1 protein-coding gene is annotated in these 1,331 nt (G+C 70.3%); it reads left to right on the forward strand.

What is annotated here, in order from left to right; translation table 11 throughout:
• Nucleotides 1-18: 18 nt before the first annotated feature.
• The coding region (locus tag GSQ79_RS15540) for a pseudouridine synthase (protein WP_158809611.1) at nt 19-1,331 on the forward strand (1,313 nt) is incomplete at its 3' end.

Here is a 1,331-nt window from a genome sequence, read left to right on the forward strand (position 1 = left end):
TGTCTGATATCAGGGGTGATGACGAGAGACGAGAACAACGGCCAAAAACCCCGCGGCGGCCCTGGCCCGCGCCGCGATACCCCTGCCCGCCCGATGAAACGGGCGCCGGCGAAAGCCGCCGCGAGCGCCCCCGACGAGGACAAAGGCGACCGCCAGCGCATCGCCAAGCTGATGGCGCGCGTCGGCCTGTGCTCGCGCCGCGATGCCGAGACCTGGATCGAGGACGGCCGTGTCGAGGTCAACGGCGTGGTGCTGACGAGCCCTGCCCTCGACGTCGGCCCCGCCGACAAGATTCTCGTCGACGGCATTCCCCTGCCTTCCGCCGAAAAGACGCGGCTCTTCATGTTCCACAAGCCGGGCGGCCTGATCACCAGCGATCACGATCCCGAAGGCCGCGAGACGGTGGCCGATTATCTGCGCGAGCACTGGCCGGACGGCCCCCGCGTCGTGACCATCGGGCGGCTCGACTACAACACCGAAGGCCTGCTGCTGCTGACCAACGACGGCGGCCTCGCCCGCGTTCTGGAACTGCCGGCGACCGGCTGGGTCCGCCGCTATCGCGTGCGCGCCAAAGGCCAGACCAACCAGCCCGAGCTCGACAAGCTGATGCATGGCGTGACCATCGACGGCGTCGACTATGCCGGGATCGAGGCCAAGCTCGATCGCATCCAGGGCGCCAACTGCTGGCTGACCATGGGCCTGCGCGAGGGCAAGAACCGCGAGGTCAAGCGCGTGCTCGAGCATATCGGGCTCGACGTGAACCGGCTGATCCGCCTGTCCTTCGGGCCGTTCCAGCTGCTCGACCTGCCCGAGGGCCATGTCGAGGAGGTGAAGACCCGCATCCTGCGCGACCAGCTCGGCCCGACCTTGGCCGCCGAGGCTGGCGTCGACTTCAGCGAACCCGAGATGGCGCCGATCGTCTCGCCGCCCAAGACCCTTACGCGCGCTCCGGCCCGAGGGGCTCGCGATGCCGCCAAGCCGGCGCGCAAGACCGAAGAGCGCAGCGCCGCCCCGCGCGGCCGCAATTTTCGCGATCGCGATCTTGCCGACGAGGTAATTGCATCCCCGGCGATCCGCGAACGCCCGGTTGCCGGCGCCCGCCGCCACGTCTCGACGCTGCGCGCGGAAAAAGCCGTCGCCACCAAGGCCGGCCCGCGCCAGCGTTTCGAGCGCAGCGACACGCTCGACCGTCACAATCGCAATGTGAAAGTCGAGCGGCTGGTTTCTTCCGCCCCCGCTCCCGCCGAGGGCCGGCGCGGGCGGCCCGAGCGCCGCGAGCGCCCGGAGTCGTCGGAGCGCCCGGCGCGGTCGGCAGCCCCGATGCGGCGCGA

It is taken from the genome of Beijerinckia sp. L45 (assembly GCF_009765775.1).
Classification (GTDB): domain Bacteria; phylum Pseudomonadota; class Alphaproteobacteria; order Rhizobiales; family Beijerinckiaceae; genus RH-AL1.